At 72.9% G+C, this 16,742-nt stretch carries 15 protein-coding genes; 10 read left to right on the plus strand and 5 right to left on the minus strand.

From position 1 onward, the window contains the following. Positions 1-492: 492 nt before the first annotated feature. From ACFUNE_RS30990 to ACFUNE_RS31010, 5 genes are read left to right on the plus strand one after another with little or no spacing between them, the layout of a single operon-like run. Positions 493-3,357, plus strand: a complete 2,865-nt coding sequence (locus ACFUNE_RS30990; protein ID WP_383574863.1) for a nitrate- and nitrite sensing domain-containing protein — start codon at positions 493-495, stop codon at positions 3,355-3,357. Next, complete coding sequence (locus ACFUNE_RS30995) at positions 3,354-3,791, plus strand: roadblock/LC7 domain-containing protein (protein ID WP_383574865.1); 438 nt, start codon at positions 3,354-3,356, stop codon at positions 3,789-3,791. The genes ACFUNE_RS30990 and ACFUNE_RS30995 overlap by 4 nt, the downstream gene beginning before the upstream one ends. Then, positions 3,788-4,195: a DUF742 domain-containing protein gene (locus ACFUNE_RS31000; RefSeq protein ID WP_383574867.1), complete on the plus strand. Its 408-nt coding sequence runs from the start codon at positions 3,788-3,790 to the stop codon at positions 4,193-4,195. The genes ACFUNE_RS30995 and ACFUNE_RS31000 overlap by 4 nt, the downstream gene beginning before the upstream one ends. Before the next feature lie 6 nt (positions 4,196-4,201). Continuing rightward, positions 4,202-4,771 (plus strand): ATP/GTP-binding protein, encoded by a 570-nt coding sequence (locus tag ACFUNE_RS31005; protein ID WP_383574869.1) that lies wholly within the window; start codon positions 4,202-4,204, stop codon positions 4,769-4,771. 55 nt (positions 4,772-4,826) lie between these two features. Next, entirely contained in the window at positions 4,827-5,960 is a 1,134-nt protein-coding gene (locus ACFUNE_RS31010; RefSeq protein WP_383574871.1) for an FAD-dependent monooxygenase, read from the plus strand. A gap of 46 nt (positions 5,961-6,006) precedes the next feature. Here ACFUNE_RS31010 and ACFUNE_RS31015 read toward each other — a convergent pair whose 3' ends face one another. Together ACFUNE_RS31015 and ACFUNE_RS31020 are read right to left on the minus strand one after the other, a co-directional pair. Further along, the gene (locus tag ACFUNE_RS31015) at positions 6,007-6,408 is read right to left on the minus strand and encodes a RidA family protein (RefSeq protein ID WP_383574873.1); all 402 of its coding nucleotides are present in this window, start codon (positions 6,406-6,408) and stop codon (positions 6,007-6,009) included. Beyond that, the gene (locus ACFUNE_RS31020; RefSeq protein WP_383574875.1) at positions 6,405-7,535 is read right to left on the minus strand and encodes an acyl-CoA dehydrogenase family protein; all 1,131 of its coding nucleotides are present in this window, start codon (positions 7,533-7,535) and stop codon (positions 6,405-6,407) included. Before ACFUNE_RS31020 ends, ACFUNE_RS31015 begins: the two co-directional genes overlap by 4 nt. 91 nt (positions 7,536-7,626) lie before the next feature. Here ACFUNE_RS31020 and ACFUNE_RS31025 point away from each other — a divergent pair, with 91 nt between their 5' ends. From ACFUNE_RS31025 to ACFUNE_RS31040, 4 genes are read left to right on the plus strand one after another with little or no spacing between them, the layout of a single operon-like run. Continuing rightward, positions 7,627-9,246, plus strand: a complete 1,620-nt coding sequence (locus ACFUNE_RS31025) for an AMP-binding protein (RefSeq protein ID WP_383574877.1) — start codon at positions 7,627-7,629, stop codon at positions 9,244-9,246. Positions 9,247-9,250: 4 nt separating this feature from the next. Then, a complete protein-coding gene (locus ACFUNE_RS31030) occupies positions 9,251-10,072 on the plus strand; it encodes a PaaX family transcriptional regulator C-terminal domain-containing protein (protein ID WP_383574879.1) in 822 nt (273 codons plus the stop codon). Positions 10,073-10,126: 54 nt separating this feature from the next. After that, positions 10,127-10,948 carry a GNAT family N-acetyltransferase gene (locus tag ACFUNE_RS31035; RefSeq protein WP_383574881.1) on the plus strand — a complete coding sequence of 274 codons (822 nt, stop codon included), beginning with the start codon at positions 10,127-10,129 and terminating at the stop codon, positions 10,946-10,948. Further along, entirely contained in the window at positions 10,945-11,403 is a 459-nt protein-coding gene (locus ACFUNE_RS31040; protein WP_383574883.1) for a hypothetical protein, read from the plus strand. Before ACFUNE_RS31035 ends, ACFUNE_RS31040 begins: the two co-directional genes overlap by 4 nt. On the opposite strand, the gene ACFUNE_RS31045 is transcribed toward ACFUNE_RS31040, so the two are convergent. Together ACFUNE_RS31045 and ACFUNE_RS31050 are read right to left on the minus strand one after the other, a co-directional pair. Further along, positions 11,390-13,675, minus strand: a complete 2,286-nt coding sequence (locus tag ACFUNE_RS31045; RefSeq protein ID WP_383574885.1) for a bifunctional salicylyl-CoA 5-hydroxylase/oxidoreductase — start codon at positions 13,673-13,675, stop codon at positions 11,390-11,392. The genes ACFUNE_RS31040 and ACFUNE_RS31045 overlap by 14 nt on opposite strands. 4 nt (positions 13,676-13,679) lie before the next feature. After that, positions 13,680-14,507, minus strand: a complete 828-nt coding sequence (locus tag ACFUNE_RS31050) for an enoyl-CoA hydratase family protein (protein ID WP_383574887.1) — start codon at positions 14,505-14,507, stop codon at positions 13,680-13,682. A 306-nt stretch (positions 14,508-14,813) separates the two neighbouring features. On the opposite strand from ACFUNE_RS31050, the gene ACFUNE_RS31055 reads away from it, so the two are divergent. Continuing rightward, positions 14,814-15,272, plus strand: a complete 459-nt coding sequence (locus tag ACFUNE_RS31055) for an ATP-binding protein (RefSeq protein ID WP_383574889.1) — start codon at positions 14,814-14,816, stop codon at positions 15,270-15,272. Here ACFUNE_RS31055 and ACFUNE_RS31060 read toward each other — a convergent pair. Next, positions 15,235-16,698: an amino acid permease gene (locus ACFUNE_RS31060; protein ID WP_383574891.1), complete on the minus strand. Its 1,464-nt coding sequence runs from the start codon at positions 16,696-16,698 to the stop codon at positions 15,235-15,237. The two genes, ACFUNE_RS31055 and ACFUNE_RS31060, sit on opposite strands and share 38 nt — an antisense overlap. Positions 16,699-16,742 lie beyond the last annotated feature (44 nt).

The following is a 16,742-nucleotide window of genomic DNA, read 5'->3' on the forward strand; positions in this document are numbered from 1 at the left end:
ATGCCCCGGACACCCTCGGCGGCGCGCGGCCGGCAGTGCGCGTCCGCGGGCAGGCAGTGCGCGTCTCCGGGCACCGTGAGCCCGTCACCCTCGGACGACCTGCTCACGCCGGACGACCTGCGCACGCCGTGCGCGTACGCGGCGTCCGGATCGGCTCCGTGCGGCCGCGCTCCGCACGGAGGGGGCTCCCCGGCCATCGCCGTCGCCTCCCGGGTGCCACACAGAACGTATACGTGCACCTCAAGCCTCACTCCGGAGCGCGCAGGGCGCTACCGGGGCAGGGCAGGCATCACCGACACTTCGGCAGACATCTGTGCGCGTGATGTGGGCGCGCCGTGTTGCACATGTGAGGCCACTTTCTCTTCTTTTTTGCACTGTGACTAATATCCATGTGTCCAAGTTCTCAACGTATTTGACCAGTCACCGGCTGGCATCATCGTCAAGGAGAATCCCCTGCGCACGCGCGCGTCACGGCGGACCGACTCGGCACCCATGTCGTTGCGGACGGCCCTACTCGTACTGGCGATCGTCCCCGGAGTCGCACTGACAGCCCTGTGGGCCGTCACCAGTGGCCAGACACTCCTGGACTTCCAACGCCAGGCAGCCCAGGGACTCTTGGCCGAACAAGCGGGCCAACCGTCCAACATCGTGTACTACAACCTGCAGGAGGAGCGCCGGCTCAGCGCGGAGGCGCTGGCCCGGCCCGGCGACTCCGGTACGGCGCTGAAGCAGCAGCGCACGCTCACCGACGAGGCGATCACCACCTTCGAGTCCCTCTCGGACGTGAGCGCGGACGACGCACCCGAAGAGGTGCGGGACGCCGTCGGCAGGGCCCGGGAGGCGATCGGCCGGCTGCCCGCCCAGCGCTCCCTGGTCGACGAGGGCGACAGCGACCAGCAGGCGGTCGTCTACGACTACTACACCGGCCTGATCGCCGTGGACCTCGAGCTGTTCTCGGCCCTCAGCCATGTGGACAACGGCGAGGTGACCACGCTGGGGCAGCCCCTCGTGGACCTCTTCTGGGCCAAGGAGATGATCTCCCGCTCGGACGCGGTCCTCGCCCGCGGCTGGCCCTCCGGCAAGCTGAGCACGGAGGACCTCCAGGAGGTCCGGAACGCGGTCTCCGGCCAGTCCTTCCAGGCCGGGACGAAAGTGGTCCCGTTCCTCCCCGAGGACGAGCGTGCGCAGTGGCAGAAGCTGACCGGGAGTTCCGCCTGGGCGGCCAAGACGGAGGTCGAGGAGCAGATCCTGCGTCCCGCCTCCGCCGACCGGTCCGGCCGCGTCGAGCTGAAGGCCGACGAGAAGAAGTGGCGCAAGGCCATGGACGGCGTCACCCCGCAACTGGTCGATCTGCTGGAGAAGCGCACCGACGCGGTCATGGTGACGGGCAAGGGCACCGTCATGTCCCTGCTCCTCAAGATGGTCCTCACCTCGGTGATCGGTCTGCTCGCCGTCGTCGCGGTCGTCTGGACCACCTGGCGCCTCACCCGTAACCTGCGCCGACGCATCTCCGGGCTCCAGGAGCGGGCCGAGGAGCTGGAGAGGGACCTGCCGGAGGTCGTCGAACGGCTGGCCCGGGGGGAGAAGATCGATGTCGAGGCCGAGGCCCGCGCGATCGACACCCGGAGCGCGGACGGCGACGAGCTCACACGGCTCGGCGGCGCGCTCAACCAGGCCCGCACCAGCGCGCTGCAGGCCGCCGTCAGGCAGGCCGACCAGCACCGCGGCTTCGAGCGGCTGCTGCAGCGCATCGCGCGCCGTACGCAGCAGCTGATCGGCCAGCAGCTGAAGAAGCTGGACGAGCTGGAGCGCAGGCACGAGGACCCCGAGGTGCTCGACGGTCTCTTCGACCTCGACCACCTGACGGCACGTCTGCGCCGCTACGAGGAGAACCTGGTGATCCTCGCGGGCGGTTCCCCGCACCGGCGCTGGCGCAAGCCCGTACCGCTGCTGGACGTCATGCGTTCCGCGCAGGGGGAGGTGCAGGACTACCGCCGGGTGGTGCTGGACCTCGACGGCGCCCCGTGGCTGGCCGAGCGGGCCGTCGGCCCGGTCTCCCACGTCCTGGCGGAGCTGATCGAGAACGCGCTGACCTTCTCCCGGCCGCCGAGTCCGGTCGAGGTCCGTGCGGCGAAGGTGAGCCGGGGTCTGGCCATCGAGGTCGAGGACCGCGGTCTGGGCATGGACGAGCAGCAGCTCGCCGAGGCCAACGAACTGATGAGCCGTCCGCCCCGGATGGACGTGCTGGCCCACTCGGAGGACATCCGGCTCGGCCTCTACGTGATCTCACGCCTCGCGGACCAGCACGGGCTGCGGGTCGAGTTCCGGCCGTCCGCCTTCGGCGGCACCCGCGTGGTCGTCCTGGTCCCGGACGAGCTGACCGTTCCCGAGCCGGGCACACAACCGGCCGGCGTGCCGTCGGCCGCCCCAGCGCCTGCGGTGGAGCACTCCCCCGCGGCCCCCGGCGCGCTGCCGACCCGGGTGCAGGGGCGTGCGATGGCCGGGGTCACGGCCCTCGCCGACCACACCTCCAGGTCGCGGCCCGCCGGTGGGGAGCCGCCGGTCCCCGAGGAGCCGTACGCCGGATCCGGGGACCCGTTCGCGACGGCCGGACAGCCCTTCCCGCCGGACGGCCCGACCCACGCCCCGGGCGACACCCCGTATTCCGACGCGGAACAGCCGTACACCTCCGGCGACACCGCGTTCCAGGGCCCGGGTCAGCCGTACGCCCCCGGCGACGCCGCGTACCCGGGATCCGGGCAGCCGTACGCCGACGGCCCGTATCCGGGACCCGAGCAGTCGTACGCGGAGGCCGGCGGCCCGTACTCCGAGGACGGCGACCCGTACTCCGAGGGTGCTCTCCGGTACCCCGGCGCCGAACAGCCCTACCCCGGCCAGGAGCAGCCGTACATGACGGCCGCGGGCCAGTACCCCGTGCCGGGTCACACCTATGCGGAGCCGGCCGGGGACGCCTACACGGCGCCCGGGCCGGGCCGTCCTCAGCCCTACCCGGCGGAGGGCGCCACCACCGGCCCGCACGGCTACGGTGCGGCCGGCCGGGAAGCCGCGCCCCCGGGCCCGGCCGAACAGCAGGCCCTCACAGGCGGGGAGCTCCCGCTCCCCCGCCGCGTACGCCAGGCCAGCCTGGTGGACGAGCTCCGGGTCAACCCGGCCGCCCGGACGTCCCCGCCCAAGCCCCCGAGCTGGGACGAGAACCCGCTGCTGCGCCCCGTCCCCCGACGGGCCGGTGCGGCGATCGGGGCATTCCAGCGGCGCTCGCGCGCGGCACGGGCGGCGGAGGAGCCGCCGGGCCCCGCACCCGTCGCACCCTCCCCTACGAGAGAAGAACGGTCATGACACGCACAACGGCCACCCTCCAGGATCTGGACTGGCTGCTCGACGGTCTGGTGGACTCGGTCGCCGAGACCCTGAACGCCGTGCTGCTGTCCGACGACGGACTGGTGGTGAGCCACTCTCGCTCCGTCGACCGTGCCGACGCCGAACGGCTCGCCGCGATATGCACCGGCCAGCAGAGCCTCGCCCGCGGCGTCGGCCAGCTGTTCGACGGCGGTTCGGTGCACCAGGTGATCGTCGAGCTGGCCGACCTCTGGCTCTTCATCATCACCGCCGGCCAGGGCACCCACCTCGCCGTCGTCGCCTCCCAGGAGGTCGACGCGGAGGTGATGTCCCTGGCGATGCACAACCTCGTGCAGCAGGTCGGCCAGAAGCTCACCGCACCGGCACGCGGGGACTTCGACGCCTTCGGTACCGGGGACGGGCAGCGGGTGTGATCCCTTACCGGGACGACGAGGAAGCCGAGGAGGACGGCGCGGGCACGATGGTGCGCCCGTACACGATCACCCGCGGCCGGACCGCCCCCGAACGGGACGACTTCAGCCTCATCACCGTGCTCACCACCGCCGAACAGCCGGTGGACGAGCACGGTGCGCCCCTGCGGGTGGGCCGGCTCCAGCCGGAGCACCGCATGATCCTCGACCGCTGCCGCCGGCCGGCCGCGGTCGCCGAGGTATCCGCCGGCCTCGACCTGCCGGTCTCGGTGACCAAGATCCTGCTGGCGGATCTGGTCACCCAGGGCCTGCTGCTGGCGCGCGCCCCGCTGTCGGTGGCCCGGGCGTCCGGCGGGGCCGACATGGGCCTGCTGGCCGCCGTACGTGACGGACTCCGGAGACTCTGAACCGATATGACAAGCAGTCAGACGGCGCCTGCCGCCGTCAAGATCCTGATCGCCGGTGGCTTCGGCGTCGGAAAGACCACCCTGGTGGGCGCCGTCAGCGAGGTGGCCCCCCTGCGCACCGAGGAGTACCTCACCCGGGCGAGCATCGGCGTCGACAGCCTCGCGGGCGTCGACCGGAAGAACACCACCACCGTGGCGCTGGACTTCGGCCGCATCACGGTCAGCCCGGAGCTGGTGGTCTACCTCTTCGGGACGCCCGGCCAGGAACGTTTCTGGTTCATGTGGAACGACCTGGTCAACGGCGCGCTCGGCGGAGTGGTGATCGCCGACACCCGCCGGCTCGAGACGAGCTTCGCCTCGATCGACTTCTTCGAGAGCCGGGACATCCCCTTCGTGGTGGCGATCAACTGCTTCCACGGCCACAACACCCGCACCACGGACGAGATCCGGGCCGCCCTGGACCTGGATCCGCACGTGCCGCTGCTGATCGGTGACGTCCGGGAGCGGCCCTTCGGCCGTGATGTGCTGCTGGCCCTGGTCGACCACCTGATGAGCCTGCCCGCGGCGGTCGGCTGACCCGGGGCTCCCCCTCCCGCTTCCCTTCCTTCTTTCTCGCCTGGAGAGATCTGAGATGACAGAACCCTTGCGTGTACTGGTCCACGGCGGCGGCATCGGCGGCCTCACCCTTGCCGTCGCGCTCGCCCGGAGCGGGCACACCGTCGAGGTCGTCGAGCTCCGTGACGAGCTGGACGCACTCGGCGTCGGCATCATCCAGCCGTCCAACGCGCTGCACGTCATGCGCGAGATCGGCGTGCTCGACAAGTGCGTGGCGGCCGGCTTCGAGTGGGAGGTGCTGACCATCTGCGACCCGGCCGGCGCCACGCTCGCCAAGATCCCGCAGCCCCGGATGGACGAGGCGCCGGCCGCCAACGGCATACCGCGCCCCGCCCTGGCGAAGGTGCTGGGCGACGCCACCGCGGCCGCCGGGGTCCCCATCCGCTTCGGTGTGACGATCACCGAGCTGACCGACGACGGTTCCGGTGCCGAGGTGGTCCTGTCCGACGGTTCCTCCGCCCGCTGGGACCTCGTCGTCGGCTTCGACGGCATCGGCTCGCCGCTGCGGACCCGGCTGTACGGCGACGCCTTCACCCCCGAGTACACGGGCTTCGCCAACTGGCGGGTCACTGTGCCCCGTCTGCCCGAGGTGCAGGGTGTCGTGGTGAGTGCGGGCCGGTCGTCCACCAAGGCGCTGCTCACCCCCATCACGGACGAGCTGATGTACCTGGCTGCCGTCACCGCCGAGGAGCCGGACTTCCGCCCGGACCCCGCGCGGGCCCACGAGCAGCTGGCGGAGCGCCTCGCCGCGTTCGGCGGGCCGGTCGCCGAGGCGCTGGCCACGGTCACCGCGCCGGACGACGTCGTCTACTCACGCATCTCGCAGGTCACGGTCGACGCGCCCTGGCACGTCGGCCGGGTCGTCATCGCCGGTGACGCCGCCCACGCGAGCACCCCGAACCTCGCGCAGGGCGCGGCGATGGCGGTGGAGGACGCACTGGTCCTGGCCCGCTCGCTGGACGCGGAGGACGACGTCGCGGCGGCCCTCCGCGCCTGGGAGGAGCGCCGCCGTTCCCGGGCGATGTTCGTGCAGAACCTCTCGCGCGCGCTCCTCAAGGAGGAGACGGGCAGTGCCACGACGCCCGAGGAGGACGAGCTGCTGAAGATCGGGATGCCGGGCGCCGCCCACATCCTGGTCAAGCCCTACTGATCCGCGTCGGGCGAGGGGGCGGCGCGGCCCCCCTTCGCCCGACGTCTCAGTCCAGGACGGCGATGCCGTCCAGCTCCACCAGGGCCTGTTCGTCCCAGAGCCTGACCGTGCCGATGACCGCCATGGCCGGGTACTCACGGCCCGCCAGCCTCCGCCAGATGGCGCCCAGTTCGCCGGCATGGGCCCGGTAGTCGGCGACGTCGGTGGCGTAGACGGTGACCCTGGCCAGGGCGGTCGGGGCGCCGCCCGCCGCGCGCAGGGCGGTGAGCAGATTCCCCAGGGCCGTCTCGAACTGCTCCGGCAGGGTGGTGCCGACGACCTTGCCGTCGCCGTCCAGAGCCGTCTGGCCGGCCAGGAGGACCAGCGTGCCGCCGGTCGCCGTGACGGCGTGCGAGAAGCCGCTGGGCGGGGCGAGTTCCGCGGGGTTGATCCGGGTGATCGGGTTCATGCGGGCGTCTCCTGTGTCGCGTACAGCTCCCTGGCGATGATGGTGCGCTGCACCTCGGTGGCGCCCTCGTAGATCCGGGGCGCGCGGACCTCCCGGTAGAGGTGTTCGAGCAGATGGCCCCTGCGCAGGGCCCGCGCACCGTGCAGCTGGACCGCCGCGTCGACGACGTACTGGGCGGTCTCGGTCGCGTACAGCTTGGCCATGGCGGCGCGCCGGGGCACCCCCGGCTCGCCCGCGTCGTGGGCGGCGGCGGCCGCGAGGACCAGCAGCCGGGCGGCCTCGGTGCGGGTGGCCATCTCGGCGACCTGGTGCGAGACGGCCTGCAGGTCCTTGAGCGGGGCGCCGAAGGCGGTGCGGTGCGCCGTGTGCTCCAGGGTGGCGTCGAGGGCGGCGCGCGCCATGCCGACGGCGAACGCCCCGACGCTGGGCCGGAAGAGGTTCAGGGTGTCCATGGCGACCCGGAACCCCCGGCCCGGCTCCCCGAGCACGTCCTCGGCGGTCACCGGTACGGCGTCGAGGTCCAGCGCACCGATGGGGTGCGGCGAGAGCATGTCCAGGGCCGTCCCGATGAGTCCGGGGCGGTCCGCGGGGACGAGGAACGCGGTGACACCACGGGCCCCCGCCCCTTCGCCCGTCCGGGCGAAGACGGTGTAGAAGTCGGCCTCGGGGGCGTTGGAGATCCAGCACTTCTCGCCGGTGAGCCGCCAGCCGCCGCCGGGGGCCGGCCGGGCGGCGAGGGCGAGAGCCGCCGCGTCGGACCCGGCTCCCGGCTCGCTGAGCGCGAAGGCGGCGACGGCGCGGCCCGCACGCACCTCGGGGAGCCAGCGTGCGCGCTGGGCCTCGGTGCCCGCCTGCCGGACCGGCCCGGCGCCGAGGCCCTGGAGTGCGAGCGCGGTCTCCGCCTCGGTGCAGCCCCGTGCCAGCGATTCGCGCAGCAGGCAGAGGTCGAGCGCACCCGAGCCGAGGAGCCGGTCCAGGAGCCCCAGCCCGCCGAGCGCGGCGACGAGCGGGCGGTTGACACGGCCGGGCTCACCCTTCTCGGCGAGAGGCCGCAGCTCGTCACGGGCGAGGGCGTACAGCTCGTCGCACCAGGCGGTTTGACCGGGATCGAGGGAGAATGCCGTCATACCGGCGCCTCTCTTGTCACGACTTATCGCGGACCGTTGACTACCGTCACCCAAACGATACGCTCCGAGGGCGACAAGGGGGCGATGCTTCATGAAGCAGTCAGGTACCGCGAGCGCGCACACCGACACCTTCGCGCGCGACCATCTCCCACCCGCCGAGGACCGGCCCGAGCTGGTCTTCGACCTCCCCGAACTGGCCTACCCGGACCGGCTCAACTGCGGGTACGAGCTGCTGGACCGCACCACCGGCCGCTTCGGCCCCGACCGCCCGGCCTTCCGGAGCGGCGACGGGGGCGTGTGGAGCTACGGCGAGCTGCTGGACCGCGTGGACCGGATCGCCCAGGTGCTCCACCACGACCTGGGCGTCGTCCCCGGCAACCGCGTGCTGCTGCGCGGCCCCACCACGCCCTGGCTCGCGGCCTGCTGGCTCGCCGTGATGAAGGCGGGGGCGGTCGCCGTGACGGTCCTGGCACAGCAGCGGGCGTCGGAACTCGCCACGATCTGCTCCATCGCCCGTGTCGGTCACGCCCTCTGCGACATCAGGTCGGTCGACGACCTGGCCGCGGCCGCCGTGCCCGGACTGCGCATCACGACGTACGGGGGCGGCTCCCCCGGCGATCTGACCGGGCTCGCGGCGGCCAGGCCCGGGCCCTACCGGGCGGTGGACACCGCCGCCGACGACATCGCGCTCATCGCGTTCACCTCGGGGACCACCGGACGGCCCAAGGGCTGCATGCACGCCCACCGCGACGTGCTGGCCGTCGCGGACACCTTCGCCCGCCACGTCCTGCGGCCGGAGCCCGACGACGTGTTCACGGGCAGTCCGCCGCTCGGCTTCACCTTCGGGCTCGGCGGGCTGGTCGTCTTCCCCCTGCGCGTCGGAGCCTCGGCCCTGCTGCTGGAACAGGCCGGCCCCAAGCAGCTCCTGCCCGCACTCGCCGCCCACCGGGTGTCGGTGCTGTTCACCGCGCCGACCGCGTACCGCGTGATGCTCGACTCGCTCGACGGCCACGACCTCTCCGCGCTGCGCCGCTGCGTCTCCGCCGGGGAGAACCTCCCCGCGGCGACCTGGCGGTCCTGGTACGAGCGGACGGGGCTGCGCATCATCAACGGCATCGGGGCGACCGAGCTGCTGCACATCTTCATCTCCGCGGCCGACGAGGCCGTCCGGCCGGGCACCACCGGTGTTCCCGTGCCGGGCTGGCGGGCGCGCGTGGTGGACGAGGACGGCGAGGAACTGCCCGACGGCGAACCCGGCCTGCTCGCGGTGCGCGGTCCGGTCGGCTGCCGGTATCTCGCCGACGAGCGGCAGCGGGTGTACGTACGCCACGGCTGGAACATCACGGGCGACACCTACGTCCGCGAGCCCGACGGATACTTCCGCTACGTCGCCAGGGCCGACGACATGATCATCTCCGCCGGGTACAACATCGCGGGTCCCGAGGTCGAGGAGGCCCTCCTGCGCCACCCCGACGTGGCGGAGGCAGCCGTGGTGGGCCGGGCGGACGAACTGCGCGGGCAGATCGTGGCCGCGTACGTCGTCCCGCGCGAGGGCGCACGGCTCTCGGCCGAAGAGCTTCGCACACACATGAAGTCCGAACTGGCCCCGCACAAGTGCCCGCGCGCCATCGAGTTCCTGCCCGCGCTCCCCCGGACCGCGACCGGAAAACTCCAGCGCTTCCTGCTGCGCGGCGCCGCCGCTCTAGAGTGATCCCGTGGCCGAGCACACTCCCCGTTCCCTGATCGTCAGCCTGTACGGCGCCTACGGCCGTCGCCCCGGCGACGCCCCGCTGGCGGTGTCCGAGCTGATCCGGCTCCTGCACGCGGTCGGGGTCGACGCCCCGTCGGTGCGCTCGTCCGTCTCCCGGCTCAAGCGTCGCGGCCTGCTGCTCCCCGGCCGTACGGCGGACGGGGCGGCCGGGTACGCCCTGTCGGCCGACGCCCGTCAGCTGCTGGACGACGGCGACCGGCGGATCTACCGGCGTCCGGAGCCCCGGCCGGGGGACGGCTGGGTGCTCGCCGTGTTCTCCGTGCCGGAGGCCGAACGCCACAAGCGCCACCTGCTGCGCTCCCGTCTCGCGCGGCTCGGCTTCGGCACGGCGGCGCCCGGGGTCTGGATCGCGCCCGCCGGTCTGTACGAGGAGACGCGGCACACGCTGGAGCGCCTCGAACTCGCGCCCTACGTCGACCTGTTCCGCGGTGAACACCTCGGATTCGCCGCCACGGCGGAGGCGGTGGCGCGCTGGTGGGACCTGGAGGCGATCGCCCGGCTGCACCTCGATTTCCTGGCACAGCAGGAGCCGGTGCTGCGGTCCTGGGAGGCGCGGCCGGACGGCGCGGACCACGAGCCCGAGGAGGCCTACCGCGACTACCTCCGCGCGCTGGACTCCTGGCGGCGGCTGCCGTACGCGGACCCGGGCCTGCCCGGCGAGCTGCTGCCGAAGGACTGGCCGGGAGGCCGCTCGGCGGAGGTGTTCGGGCTGCTCCACGCCCGACTGCGGGACGCGGGTGCCCTGTTCGTCCGGGACAGCACCTGATCCGGGGGCCGAAATCGGGATGACCCGGGGCCGGGTGACCCGCCAGGATGGAGCATGACCTGGACCTTCACCGATGACGTGGAAGCCTTCCTGGACGCGGCGGGAGCGTCCCTGGCCGCCCGGCCCGCCGCGAACACCCTGCTGCTGACGGTCACCGCCACCCTGCGGGACAACGGGCCGCAGGCCTACGGACCGGAGCCGCCGGTGCTGGGCTGGTGGCGCGGGGCGGACGGCGAGGTGGCCGGCGCGCTGGTGCGCACGCCGCCCTTCCCGCCGCTCCTGGGCACGGCTTCCGCCGAGGCGGTCGACGCGCTGGCCGACGCGCTGCCGCTGCCGGGCGTCAACGCGGACCGCGACAGCGCTCGCGTCCTCGCCGCCCGCTGGCCCCGCCACCGGGTCGACGAGGAGCACCGGCTCTACCGGCTGGGCACGCTGCTGCCGCCCTCCCCCGCGCCGGCCGGAGCCCCCCGGGCCGCCACCACCGCCGACCGCGCGGTGCTCGTGGAGTGGGTGAAGGCGTTCGGCCGGGAGACCGGCCAGTCGGCCGCTCGCGCGGAGCGGATCGTGGACGACCGCACGGCTCACGGCGGCCTGACGCTCTGGGAGACGGACGGCGCTCCGGTCTCGATGGCGGGCGTCTCGCGCCGGATCGCGGGCACGGTGCGCGTGGCGAACGTCTACACACCACCGGAGCACCGGGGCCGCGGATACGCGGCGGCGGTGACGGCGGAGGCGAGCCGCGTCGCACGGGAGGAGGGCGCCCGGGAGGTGCTGCTCTTCACGGATCTCGCGAATCCGACGAGCAACGGCGTCTACCGGCGCATCGGCTACGAGGCCGTCTCCGACCGCCTGCTGATCACCGCGGAGCCGGAGTGAGCTCCGGAACCGGGGAGAATCCGGCGGAGCAGAGCTGGCTGATCGCCGCGAACGTCGTGCGGTGGCGGCGCTACGGCGAGGGCGGCCAGGAGCTGCGGCCCGGCACCAAGTCCTACCGGGGCGGCTCCAAGGTGTACGTGATCGAGAGTTACGCCGGTTCGGCCCACGAGCACCTGACCACGATCGGGCGCGGGCGCCACACCGGCACGTACATCACGCTCGACATGGCGACGCGCAATCTGCACACGTTCCGGGCCGTGCCGGTCCACAGCCCGACCGTGCTGCGGCTGTGCGAGGAGGCGGACGTGGGCGGCTGCTGGACGACCCGTGCGGACGCCGAGGAACTCGCCGTCCGCCTGGAGAAGCTGGCCGTCGAGTACCGCACCACCGACTGGGCCACCGCGCACCCGGTCCCCTGCCGGTGCCACGAGTGCCTGACGCTCAGCCCAGTGTGAGCCGGGGCTTCGGGGCGTCGGTGCGGCCCGTCGGCGGCGGGCGGCTGCCCGCGCGGTACGGGAGCGGCCAGGAGACCCCAGGCCCGGCGTAGCCCTGCTCGGCCGCCGCGTGGAGCGTCCAGTGCGGGTCGTGGAGGTGGGGACGGGCCAGGGCGCAGAGGTCGGCGCGGCCCGCGAGCAGCAGCGAGTTCACGTCGTCCCAGGACGAGATGGCGCCGACGGCGATGACGGGCACGCCCAGGGTGTTGCGGATCCGGTCGGCGTACGGGGTCTGGTACGAGCGGCCGTACGCGGGGCGTTCCTCCGGGACCACCTGACCGGTGGAGACGTCGATGGCGTCCGCACCGTGGGCGGCGAACGCGTCCGCGACCGTCAGGGCATCCTCGTCGCTCGTGCCGCCCCGCGCCCAGTCGGTGGCGGAGATCCGTACGGTCATGGGCCGGTCCTCGGGCCATGCGGCGCGGACGGCGTCGAAGACCTCCAGGGGGAAGCGGAGCCGGTTCTCCACGGGCCCGCCGTAGGCGTCGCCGCGCAGGTTGGTGAGCGGGGAGAGGAAGCCGGAGAGCAGATAGCCGTGGGCGCAGTGCAGTTCGAGCAGGTCGAATCCGCAGCGGGCCGCCCGCCGGGCTGCCTCGGTGAACCGGTCCCTGACCCTGTCCATCCCGGCCCGGTCCAGTTCCCGCGGGATCTGGCTGACCCCCCGGGCGTACGGGACGGGCGAGGCGGCGATGAGCGGCCAGTCGCCGTCGCCCAGCGGCTGGTCGATCCCCTCCCACATCAGCCGGGTGGAGCCCTTGCGGCCGGAGTGGCCGAGTTGGACACCGATGGCGGCCCCGGGTGCGGCGTCGTGGACGAAGCCGGTGATCCTGGTCCAGGCCTCGGCCTGTTCGTCGCTCCAGAGGCCTGTGCAGCCGGGCGTGATGCGGCCCTCGGGGCCGACGCAGACCATCTCGGTCATGACGAGGCCCGCGCCGCCGAGCGCACGGGCGCCGAGGTGGACGAGGTGGAAGTCGCCGGGCGTCCCGTCGGCGGCGGAGTACATGTCCATGGGCGAGACGACGACACGGTTGCGGAGTTCGAGGCCGCGCAGCCGCAGCGGGGTGAACATCGGCGGGGTCCCCGGCGGGCAGCCGAACTCCTCCTCGACCGCCGCCGTGAAGCCGGGGTCGCGCAGCCGCAGGTTGTCGTGGGTGACGCGGCGGCTGCGGGTGAGGAGGTTGAAGGCGAACCGCTTCGGGGGCTGGTCGACGTACTGCGGGAGTTCCTCGAACCAGCGCAGGCTGGCCGCGGCGGCCCGCTGCGTGGACAGGACGACGGGTCGGCGCTCGGCCTCGTACGCGGCGAGGGCGGTGGGCAGGTCGGGCTGTTCCTCGATGCAGGCGGCCAGGGCCAGGGCGTCCTCGACGGCGAGCTTGGTGCCGGAGCCGATGGAGAAGTGGGCGGTGTGGGCGGCGTCGCCGATGAGGACCGTCCTGCCGTGCGACCAGTGCGCGTTGGTGACGGTGGCGAAGGTGAGCCAGGAGGACCTGTTGGACCGGAGCGGCCGGCCGTCGAGCGCTTCGGCGAAGACCTTGGCGCAGTGTTCGGCCGACCGGGCCGTATCGCAGGTGTCGAGTCCCGCGGCCCGCCAGACCTCCTCGCGCATCTCGACGATGACAGTGGAGGCGGCGGCTGAGAAGGGATAGGCGTGCAGCTGCATCACGCCGTACTCCGTCTCGGCGATCTCGAAGCGGAAGGCGTCGAACGCGAAGTCGGCCGCGAGCCAGATGTAGCGGTTGCGGTGGTCGGTGACGGTGGGGCGGAAGTGACGGGCGTGGGCCTCGCGGGTGGCGCTGCGCACCCCGTCGGCGGCGATGACCAGGTCGTGGGTGGCCGCGAGCTCGGCGGCGGGCGGCGCCTCGGTCCCGAAGCGGAGCCGCACGCCGAGGGAGGCGCAGCGCTCGTGCAGGATCCGCAGCAGCGTACGGCGCCCCAGCGCGGCGAAGCCGTGCCCCCCGGAGGTCTGTGTCGCACCCCGGTGCACGACGTCGATGGTGTCCCAGCGGACGAACGCGTCACTGAGCGCCCGGTACACGACGGGGTCGGCGTGCTCGATACCGCCGAGCGTCTCGTCGGAGAGGACCACACCGAAGCCGAAGGTGTCGTCGGGCGCGTTGCGCTCCCACACGGTGATCTCGCGGCCGGGGCGCAGCCGCTTGAGGAGGGCGGCGGCGTAGAGCCCGCCGGGCCCGCCGCCGATGACCGCGATCCGCCCCGTGTCCGAGGAGGACATCGCGCTACCTGCCCCGCCACTTCGGCGGCCGCTTCTCGGTGAAGGCGGCGTGGAATTCCGCGTAGTCCTCGCCGTTCATCAGCAGGGCCTGGGTGGCGGCGTCCATCTCCACGGCAGCGGCGAGCGGCATGTCGAGCTCGGCGGTGAGCAGCGCCTTCGTCTGGGCCAGGGCGAGGGCGGGACCGTCGGCCAGCCGTCCGGCCAGTGCCGCGGCGCGGGTGTCGGCCTCCCCTTCGCCGGTCAGTTCGCTGATCAGCCCGATGCGCTCGGCCTCGGGTGCGCGGACAGGTTCGCCGAGCATCAGGATCCGGGTGGCGTGGCCGAGGCCGACGACCCGGGGCAGGAGGTAGGCGGCGCCCATGTCGCCGCCGGAGAGTCCCACGGCGGTGAAGAGGAAGGCGAAGCGCGCGGAGGGGGCGGCGACCCGGAAGTCGGCGGCCAGCGCGAGGACCGCCCCGGCACCGGCGGCCACTCCGTGCACGGCGGCGATGACGGGGAAGGGGCACTCCCGGAGGGCCCGTACGACCTGTCCGGTCATCCGGTTGAAGTCCAGGAGCTGCGCGGTGTCCATGGCGAGCGTGGCACCGATGATCTCGTCGACGTCACCGCCGGAGCAGAACCCGCACCCCTCACCGGCGAGCACGAGGGCCCTCACGGAGCGTTCGCGGGAGAGCTCGGCGAGGAGGTCGCGCAGATCGGCGTAGGCGCCGAAGGTGAGCGCGTTGATCTTCTCGGGACGGGCGAGCGTGACGGTCGCCACACCGCCCTGGACCGTCAGGCGCAGATGCTGCCAGCGCTCCGTGCGCGCGGCGGAGCCGGTGAACGGGCTCATGGAAGGGTCCCCTCCAGCCGTCGGGCTGCTGCTTGTGCGCTTCCGAAGTTATCACTCATCCATGACTTCCGTCATGAGTACGCGATAGCACGGTCGGGGCCACTGTGGCGAAGGTCCCCTTTGTACCGGTCGGCAGCCCCTATGTCTGCGGCGTCGCGCTTCGTATGGTTGAGCGCAGGAAGTCCTGGTACAGAAATCCGTACCCTCCGGCGCCGGAGGACGCGGCCCCGGACCCAGCAGCCCGGGGCGGAAGTCCCTGCCGGAAGTCCCTGCCGGAAGTCTCGCTCCCGAACGGAAAATCCCGCCTTGCCGCCCGACGTCTCCGCACCCCCACCCCGCTCCTGGCGCATCGCACTGCCGCACTCGACGGCAGCCGTGCCGATCGCCCGCGCCCTCGTCCGTACGGCGCTGGCGGACCTCGACGCGCCCGCGGACAGCGACACCGCCGAGCTGCTGACCGCCGAACTGGTCGCCAACGCCGTGGAGCACACCGACGGCTCGGGCCCCATCGAGCTGGTGGTCGAGCTGCTGGCGTCCGGATGCCAGGTGGAGGTCCACGACCACGATCCGGGCCCGCCCGGAGACCTGTCCCGCCTGCTGCCCGGCAGTGCGCCGGACCCGTGGCAGGAGCACGGGCGGGGGCTGCTCCTGATCCGCACCCTCAGCTCCGCCTGCGGCCACCGCCCCACCGAGCACGGCAAGGCGGTGTGGTTCACCCTCCGGTCGGCTACGACGCCGCCCGGTCCCCCGGCGCCCCGGGGCTGACGAGCCGGGAGCGGCTGCGGCTGTACCCCGCGTACACGAGGGCGCCCGCGGCGAGGAAGACGACGAACTGCACCCAGGTCGTCCAGCCCGTGCCGTACATCAGGTACAGGCAGAAGCCGACGCCCAGGATCGGGCTCAGCGGATAGAGCGGCACCCGGAAGGAGCGCTTCAGCTCCGGGTTGCGGCGACGCAGCGTGATGACGGCGACGTTGACCACGGCCATGGTCGCGAGCGTGCCGATGGTCGTCAGGTTCACGACGACGTCGAGGGAGGAGAACGCGGCCGGGACCGCGAAGACGACCGCCACGATCCAGGTGTTGGCGACCGGCGTGCGCGTCTTCGGCGACACCCGCTCGAAGACGCGCGGGACCAGACCGTCACGGGACATGGACATCAGGATCCGGGTCTGGCCGTACATCACCGCGAGGACGACCGACGCGATGGCGACCACGGCGCCGAAGGCGATGATCCCGCCACCCACACTCGATTCGGTGACCTTGTCGACGACCAGCGAGAGCGCGGCCGGCTTGTCGCCCACGGCGTCCGCGCCCAGCGCTCCGATGGCGCCGAGGGCGACGGCGCAGTAGAGCAGCGTGACCACGCCGATGCAGACCATGATCGCGATCGGGATGTTCCGGCGGGGGTTCTTGACCTCTTCACCGGCGGTGGTGATGGCGTCGAAGCCGATGTACGAGAAGAACGCCACCGACGCCCCGGCGGTGATCCCTGCCATGCCCTGGGGGGCGAAGGGCGAGAGGTGCCCGTCCTCGAACGCGGTGAAGGCGATCGCGCAGAACGCGATGAGGATGCCGATCTTCAGCACCGCCATCGCCGCCGTGGCCCCCGCGCTCTCCCGGATGCCGCGCACCAGCAGGGTGGCCGCCATCATGACCACGACGACCGCCGGCAGGTTGATCACTCCGCCGTCGCCGGGACCTGAGGAGAGCGCCTCGGGAAGGCTCCAGCCGATCAGGCTGTCGAGCAGTTCGTTGACGTACTGGCTCCAGCCGACCGCGACCGCCGAGACCGAGACGCCGTACTCCAGCAGCAGGCACCAGCCGACCAGGAACGCGACGCGTTCCCCGAGGGTGGCGTAGGCGAAGGAGTAGGAGCTGCCGGACACCGGGATCGCCCCGCCGAGCTCGGCGAACGAGAAGGCGGTGAAGATGCAGGTCAGGGCGGCGAGGGCGAATGAGACCACCACGGCGGGGCCCGCCTCGGCGACGCTGTCGGACAGCCCGACGAAGATCCCGGTGCCGACGATCGCCCCGACGCCGAAGCAGACGAGCTGGAACAGCCCCATGCTGCGCCGCAGACCGTGGCCCTCCAGGTCGGCGCCGGACTCGGCGAGCAGCAGATCGGGGCTCTTGATGCGCGCCCCGGACCTGCGCGCAGGGCTGTTCCGGGTGGGGGAGGCGGGACTCATGGGGGACGGGTCTCTTCTCTGGTGGTGCGGGGGACCGAGCCCGT

This window comes from Streptomyces sp. NPDC057287 (assembly GCF_042667905.1).
Lineage (GTDB): Bacteria > Actinomycetota > Actinomycetes > Streptomycetales > Streptomycetaceae > Streptomyces.

Coding starts and splice junctions, on each gene's coding strand:
- ACFUNE_RS30995 (WP_383574865.1), top strand. CDS start 3,354: ATGACACGCACAACGGCCACCCTCCAGGATCTGGACTGGCTGCTCGAC.
- ACFUNE_RS31045 (WP_383574885.1), bottom strand. CDS start 13,675: ATGTCCTCCTCGGACACGGGGCGGATCGCGGTCATCGGCGGCGGGCCC.
- ACFUNE_RS31010 (WP_383574871.1), top strand. CDS start 4,827: ATGACAGAACCCTTGCGTGTACTGGTCCACGGCGGCGGCATCGGCGGC.
- ACFUNE_RS31020 (WP_383574875.1), bottom strand. CDS start 7,535: ATGACGGCATTCTCCCTCGATCCCGGTCAAACCGCCTGGTGCGACGAG.
- ACFUNE_RS31060 (WP_383574891.1), bottom strand. CDS start 16,698: ATGAGTCCCGCCTCCCCCACCCGGAACAGCCCTGCGCGCAGGTCCGGG.
- ACFUNE_RS31015 (WP_383574873.1), bottom strand. CDS start 6,408: ATGAACCCGATCACCCGGATCAACCCCGCGGAACTCGCCCCGCCCAGC.
- ACFUNE_RS31035 (WP_383574881.1), top strand. CDS start 10,127: ATGACCTGGACCTTCACCGATGACGTGGAAGCCTTCCTGGACGCGGCG.
- ACFUNE_RS31050 (WP_383574887.1), bottom strand. CDS start 14,507: ATGAGCCCGTTCACCGGCTCCGCCGCGCGCACGGAGCGCTGGCAGCAT.
- ACFUNE_RS31025 (WP_383574877.1), top strand. CDS start 7,627: ATGAAGCAGTCAGGTACCGCGAGCGCGCACACCGACACCTTCGCGCGC.
- ACFUNE_RS30990 (WP_383574863.1), top strand. CDS start 493: ATGTCGTTGCGGACGGCCCTACTCGTACTGGCGATCGTCCCCGGAGTC.
- ACFUNE_RS31005 (WP_383574869.1), top strand. CDS start 4,202: ATGACAAGCAGTCAGACGGCGCCTGCCGCCGTCAAGATCCTGATCGCC.